Here is a 600-nt window from a genome sequence, read left to right as displayed (position 1 = left end):
TCAGCCACGGCCCTTCCCCTCCTTCTTCCTGCCCTCGCCACGCAGGGCGATGGCGTACATCTCGTCCGCGTCCAGCCGGCGCAGCTCCTCCGCGATCAGCTCCGAGGTCGGGCGCACCTTCAACGCCAGGGTCCGCGCCGGCTGGCCCGGCAGAGTGAGCGTGGCCAGCGGGCCCTCGGGACGGTCGATGACGATCTCACCCCTTGCGGTGCCCAGCCGGACGGCCGTGACGACCGGCCCGCCGCTGACCACCCGCTCCACGGGCACACCGAGCCGGGCCTGCAGCCAGCGGGCCAGCAACTCCGCACTCGGGTTCTCCGCCTCGCTCTCCACCGCCGCCGACGTCACCTTCGTGCGCGCCTGATCGAGCGCCGCAGCCAGCATCGACCGCCACGGCGTCAACCGCGTCCAGGCCAGATCGGTGTCCCCCGGCGCATACGAGGCCACCCGCGTCGCCAGGGCCTCCAACGGCGCCTCGACGGCATACAGATCGGTGATCCGACGCTGCGCCAGCGCACCCAACGGGTCCCTGGAGGGGTTGTCCGGCGCGTCCACCGGCCACCACACCACCACGGGAGCGTCCGGCAGCAGCAGCGGCAG

At 73.2% G+C, this 600-nt stretch carries 1 protein-coding gene; it reads right to left on the bottom strand.

Annotation, left to right across the window (positions count from 1 at the left end):
- Window positions 1-600 (bottom strand): glucose-6-phosphate dehydrogenase assembly protein OpcA (locus VXC91_RS46645; protein ID WP_329513373.1); only part of this gene is annotated, 600 nt, incomplete at its 5' end.

It is taken from the genome of Streptomyces chiangmaiensis (assembly GCF_036281785.1).
Lineage (GTDB): Bacteria > Actinomycetota > Actinomycetes > Streptomycetales > Streptomycetaceae > Streptomyces > Streptomyces chiangmaiensis.
Note: the sequence above shows the minus strand (reverse complement) of the source record. Positions and strands in the feature narration are given on the sequence as shown.